General features: G+C 35.4%; 4 protein-coding genes and 1 pseudogene. All 5 read left to right on the forward strand.

Translation table 11 applies throughout. The features are described 5' to 3' along the window. Positions 1 to 356, forward strand: a 356-nt coding sequence (gene rplQ, locus C0430_RS00005) for a 50S ribosomal protein L17 (protein WP_290864085.1), incomplete at its 5' end; no start/stop codon positions are given. A 253-nt stretch (positions 357 to 609) separates the two neighbouring features. Further along, positions 610 to 1,710: a glutamine-hydrolyzing carbamoyl-phosphate synthase small subunit gene (gene carA / locus C0430_RS00010; protein WP_290864087.1), complete on the forward strand. Its 1,101-nt coding sequence runs from the start codon at positions 610 to 612 to the stop codon at positions 1,708 to 1,710. Positions 1,711 to 2,100: 390 nt separating this feature from the next. Continuing rightward, positions 2,101 to 3,534: a peptidylprolyl isomerase gene (locus C0430_RS00015; RefSeq protein WP_290864089.1), complete on the forward strand. Its 1,434-nt coding sequence runs from the start codon at positions 2,101 to 2,103 to the stop codon at positions 3,532 to 3,534. A gap of 62 nt (positions 3,535 to 3,596) precedes the next feature. After that, positions 3,597 to 4,550, forward strand: coding sequence for a MoxR family ATPase (locus tag C0430_RS00020; protein WP_290864091.1), 954 nt, complete (start codon positions 3,597 to 3,599; stop codon positions 4,548 to 4,550). Positions 4,551 to 4,886: 336 nt separating this feature from the next. Continuing rightward, a pseudogene (locus C0430_RS00025) lies at positions 4,887 to 5,895 on the forward strand (bifunctional aconitate hydratase 2/2-methylisocitrate dehydratase); the annotation flags it as partial.

Below are 5,895 nucleotides of genomic sequence, written 5' to 3' on the forward strand. Positions count from 1 at the left end.
TAACAAAATCTAAAGCTGACACGACTCACAACCGTCGTATCGTTTTTGGATACTTACGTAGCAAATATGCCGTAACTGACTTGTTCAGAGACGTAGCTGCTAAAGTAGGTGACCGTCCAGGTGGATACACTCGTATCATTAAAGTTGGAAATCGTTTAGGAGATAATGCTGATATGGCAATGATCGAATTGGTAGATTTCAATGAACTTTACAACGGAGGTAAAAAAGAAGTTAAAAAAGCAAAAAGCCGTCGTGGTGGAAAAGCTAAAAAAGCAGACGAAGCTGTTGCAGCTCCAGTTGCTCAAACAGAAGCTCCGGCTGCTGAGCCTGAAACTCCATCAGAAGCTGCTGAATAATTATGAAAATAATCATTCAATAAAAATCAAGGATAAACTTTTGTTAGTTTGTCCTTTTTTTTTGATTTTTTTTGAAGCTTTGAATAACGAGTTTATGGTTTTCTAGTTGTGTAAGAAGCGCTTCGAAAACATAAATTTTCAAAAAACGTTGCATCCACTGTTTTAAAAAATTAAATTTGCAAAATATTTAACTACTGAAGAAACGAAGTTTAGCTTAGTTCCATAAGACCAATAAAAACAATAACAACGACGAATGAAATACACAACAAGACAAAGCGCCATACTTTTACTAAGTGACGGAACCATATTTCACGGAAAATCTATCGGGATTTCAGGAACTACTTTTGGTGAAGTATGCTTTAATACAGGGATGACAGGTTATCAGGAAATATTTACTGACCCTTCATACTACGGGCAAATTATGGTGGCTACCAATGCACACATTGGAAACTACGGTGTGAATGACAAAGAAATTGAATCTGGCAGCATTAAAATTGCAGGATTGGTTTGTAAAAATTTCAGCTTCAATTATTCTCGTGAAGATGCTTCAGGAAGTTTGGAAGACTATTTTACAAAACAAAACCTGATTTGTATCTCTGATGTTGACACCCGAGGATTAGTAAGCTATATTCGTGACAATGGTGCAATGAACTCGGTGATTTGTACTGACGGGACTCCTATCGAGGAACTAAAAGCGGCTTTGGCAAAAGTTCCGGATATGAAAGGATTGGAGTTGGCTTCAAAAGTTTCCACTAAAGAACCATATTTCTTCGGAGACGAAAATGCAACTTATAAAATTGCTGCTTTGGATTTAGGAATCAAGACCAATATCCTTCGCAACCTTGCCAAAAGGGATTGCTACATCAAAGTGTTTCCATACGATTCAAAATACTCTGACTTGGCTGCATTCAATCCAGATGGCTTTTTCTTGTCTAACGGACCTGGAGATCCAGACCCATTGTTTGGAGCAATTGAAGTGGCAAAAGAGATTTTGGCAAACAATAAACCTTTGTTTGGAATTTGTTTGGGACATCAAGTGATAGCTTTGGCCAATGGAATCTCTACTTATAAAATGTTCAACGGACACAGGGGAATCAACCATCCGGTTAAAAACATTATTACCGGTAGAGGTGAAATCACTTCCCAAAACCACGGTTTTGCCGTAAACAAAGAAGAATTGGACAACCATCCGGATATGGAAATCACGCATCTCCATTTGAATGATGGAACAGTGGCAGGAATGCGAATGAAAAATAAAAACTGTTTCTCGGTTCAATACCATCCAGAAGCAAGTCCAGGACCTCACGATTCATCGTATTTGTTTGATCAATTTATCGAAAATATCAAAAAATAAACTTTTTATTGAAAGTTTGTAGACCAAAAAAAGCTGCCTAAATTGGCAGCTTTTTTTGATTTTTTAATATTTCAAAAGAATAAAAAATACTTTCTTTGTAAAAATATCTAACCCTTAAAGGAGTTTGTTAATGTACGTTTATTTGACTTGATTCGTTATTGAATATTTTAGCATATAAATTTTTGTTAATACTCTCAAGTAAACTTGTATTGTGTGATTGAATTGTTATTTTTACAACTATAATTTAATGAGATTGTAGTTGTTAAAACAATTCTGTTTCTTGATTCTTAAAGCGTATATTTGGCCAGGATTATTAAGTGCTGAATCACGACTGAATCCAACCCTCGTTTCATTAAGGTTATAATTAAAAATATAAAAAACTTCAAAATAATGCTTTTAAAATCAATACCAATGAATTCCACCATTAATAAAATTGCATTTACATTTTTTCTTTTGCTTTTTTCAAGTGGTTTCGCCATAGCTCAAGAAATCATTAAAGAAAATGTTGTAGACACTGTTAAAAAAAGCGATACAAGCAAAAAGCAGAAAATAGACGGAGTAATTGCAAAAGTTGGAGATTACATTGTTTTGGATTCGGATATTGATAAATCCTACTTGGAAATTACAGGTGCGGGAGGTTCCATAAAGGATATCTCGAGATGTCAAATGTTGGGCAAATTATTGGAAGACAAGTTATACGCACACCAAGCCATACAAGACAGTTTAAAAGTGACCGATTCTGAAGTTAAATCGTTGATGGAAGAAAGGTTGGGCTATATGGTAGAGCAAATTGGCTCGATGGACAAAGTGGTTAAATATTACAAGAAAAATTCAGAGGAAGAGTTCAGGAGTTATTTCTTTGATATTTTGAAAGAACAAAAATTGACTTCGGAAATGCAGAAAAAAATTATTGATGGCGTAGAAATAACTCCTGAAGAAGTTCGTAATTTTTTTAAAACGATTCCAAAAGATGAACTTCCTGTTTTTGGTGCCGAGATGGAAGTGGCGCAGATTGTTGTCACTCCAAAAGTTTCCGATGCCGAGAAACAAAAAGTAATCGACAAATTGAACGAGTTCAAAAAAGAAATTCAAGAAGGTGGATCAAGTTTTGCCACAAAAGCAGTTTTGTATTCGCAAGACCCAGGTTCTAGAGCAACTGGTGGTTATTATAAAATGAATCGCAAAACCCAATTTGTAAAAGAGTTTAAAGAAGTTGCATTCAGCCTTGCCGAAGGTGAAATTTCGGCACCTTTCGAAACTGACTTTGGATATCATATCATATATGTAGAAAAAATAAAAGGGCAAGACCTGGAATTGCGTCACATATTATTGATACCTGCAGTAACGGCTGATGATCTTAAAGCTGCCAAAGAAAAAATCACCTTGATTAAAAAAAGAATTGAAGACAAGGAAATTACTTTTGCAGAAGCGGCAAAAACAATGTCGGACGAAAAAGAGACCAAAGCCAACGGCGGAACATTAATTAATCCAAAAACACAAGATACCCGTTTTGAATTGACCAAAATGGAGCCTAGTTTGTATAGCCAAATTTCAAATTTAAAGGACAATGAAATTTCATCACCATTGTTGGATGAAGATCAATCCGGAAAGAAAAAATACAAACTAATTACGGTAACTAATAGAATTGATCAACACACTGCTGATTATGCCAAAGATTATACAAAAATTAAAGAATTGGCACTGAAAGAAAAACAAATTAAAGCCATTGGAAAATGGTTTGACGATAAAATTCAAGGGACCTATATCAAAATTAATGGAGAGTACAGAGATTGTACTTTCACGAATAATTGGCTTAAAAAATAATAATAAGTAATCAGTTTGCAGATTTGAGATTATGAAATCTAAAACTAAAATCTAAAATTTTAATGTCAGATGTAGCTGCAATACATGACTTGGTTCAAAAAAGGAATGAACTAAAAAGTGAAATCGCCAAGATTATCGTGGGTCAAGACGCTGTTGTGGACCAAATTCTACTTTGTATTTTCTCTGGTGGACACGCACTTTTGGTGGGTGTTCCAGGGTTGGCAAAAACCTTGATGGTTAATACATTGGCCCAGGCACTGGGTTTAGATTTTAAAAGAATTCAATTTACGCCTGATTTAATGCCATCGGATATTTTGGGGAGCGAAATATTGGATGAAAATCGCCAATTCAAATTCATAAAAGGACCTATTTTTTCGAATATTATTCTGGCTGACGAAATCAACAGGACACCTCCAAAAACCCAGGCAGCTTTGCTTGAAGCGATGCAGGAACGCTCCGTGACCATTGCCGGTCAAAATTATAAATTGGATTTGCCTTATTTTGTGTTGGCGACCCAAAATCCTATCGAGCAAGAAGGAACTTATCCTTTGCCTGAAGCGCAATTAGACCGTTTTATGTTTGCTATCAAACTAGATTATCCTTCTTTTGAAGAAGAAGTTCAAGTGGTAAAGCGAACTACTTCTGATTCACATTCAAAAATAAATCCTTTGTTTACAGCTCAAGAAATCATTGATTTCCAACACTTGATTCGCAGGATTCCAGTTGCCGACAATGTCATAGAATACGCTGTGGCTTTGGTCAGTAAAACTCGTCCAGACAATTCTTTGTCGAACGAATTTGTTAAAAACTATTTGGATTGGGGAGCAGGACCAAGGGCATCACAGAATTTAATTTTGGCAGCCAAAGCCAATGCTGCTTTCAACGGAAAATTTTCACCAGACATTGAAGATGTGAAAGCAGTGGCCACAGGAATTCTACGCCACAGAATCATCAAAAACTACAAGGCCGATGCCGAAGGAATCACCGAAGAAATGATTATAGACAGGTTGATTTAATAAAAAATAGTGTCATTTTATAAAGAATCTTTATTCAAAGGGGAGTAAAGATTCTTTTTGTTTATAAACAAAAATATCTCTTTAATCAATAATTGGGATGTATATTGTCGATAGCGCAATATAATAATTGGTTTTTAAATATTATTCAAAAAAAACCAGATTAAATCCTTATTTGGTAATAATAATTTTCAGAAAGAGGTCTTTTGTTATTTTTTATGTATTCTCATCTTTAATTCTTAAGTTTGCGTACAAAAAATAAAGACACCTATTTTTACAATGGCATTTGACTTTGAATTGATCAAGAAAATTTGCCTTTAACACTGAAAAACTTCAACTATGAACATTTACAACGATTACATCAAAGAGATCGAAGAACGTAAAATTCAGGGGCTTCACCCGAAACCAATTGATGGTGCTGAATTACTAAGCGAAATCATTGCGCAAATCAAAGATTTAGCTAACGCAAATAGAGTTGATTCTCTTAATTTCTTTATTTACAATGTTGTTCCAGGAACTACTCCTGCGGCCAATGTGAAAGCTAAGTTTTTAAAGGAAATTGTTTTAGGTCAATCTGTAGTTGCCGAAATAACGCCTGCTTTTGCTTTGGAGTTATTGTCACATATGAAAGGTGGAACGTCTATTGCTGTTTTACTTGATTTAGCTTTAGGCAATGACGTTGCTATTGCAAAAGATGCAGCGGAAGTTTTAAAGACACAAGTTTTTCTTTATGAGGCCGATACCGATCGTTTAGCTGAGGCTTTCAAAAATGGTAATGAAATTGCTAAGGATATTCTAGAGAGCTATGCTAAAGCTGAGTTCTTTACTAAATTACCTGAAATTGCAGAAGAAATTAAGGTTGTTACTTTTATTGCTGGTGAAGGAGATATTTCAACGGATTTACTTTCTCCAGGAAACCAAGCGCACTCTCGTTCTGACCGTGAATTGCACGGTAAATGTATGATTACTCCTCAAGCGCAAGACGAAATCAAGGCGCTTCAAGCACAACATCCAGATAAAAGCGTGATGTTAATCGCTGAAAAAGGAACTATGGGTGTAGGTTCATCAAGAATGTCAGGTGTAAATAACGTGGCTCTTTGGACGGGCAGACAAGCAAGTCCTTACGTTCCATTTGTGAATTTTGCTCCAATCGTTGCAGGAACAAACGGGATTTCTCCAATTTTCCTAACAACTGTAGATGTTACAGGTGGTATTGGTTTGGATCTTAAAAACTGGGTAAAAAAATTAGACGAAAACGGTAATGTTGTTCGCAATGAAAGTGGTGATCCTGTTTTAGAAGAAGTTTATTCTGTAGCTACTGGTACTGTTCTTACCATTAATACAAAAA

Origin of the sequence: Flavobacterium sp. (assembly GCF_013823965.1) — a bacterium.
In the GTDB taxonomy this organism is placed as follows: domain Bacteria; phylum Bacteroidota; class Bacteroidia; order Flavobacteriales; family Flavobacteriaceae; genus Flavobacterium.

Bases quoted from the DNA above. Each gene is read 5' to 3' on its own strand.
- carA (WP_290864087.1), top strand. From the start codon at position 610: ATGAAATACACAACAAGACAAAGCGCCATACTTTTACTAAGTGACGGA.
- C0430_RS00015 (WP_290864089.1), top strand. From the start codon at position 2,101: ATGCTTTTAAAATCAATACCAATGAATTCCACCATTAATAAAATTGCA.
- C0430_RS00020 (WP_290864091.1), top strand. From the start codon at position 3,597: ATGTCAGATGTAGCTGCAATACATGACTTGGTTCAAAAAAGGAATGAA.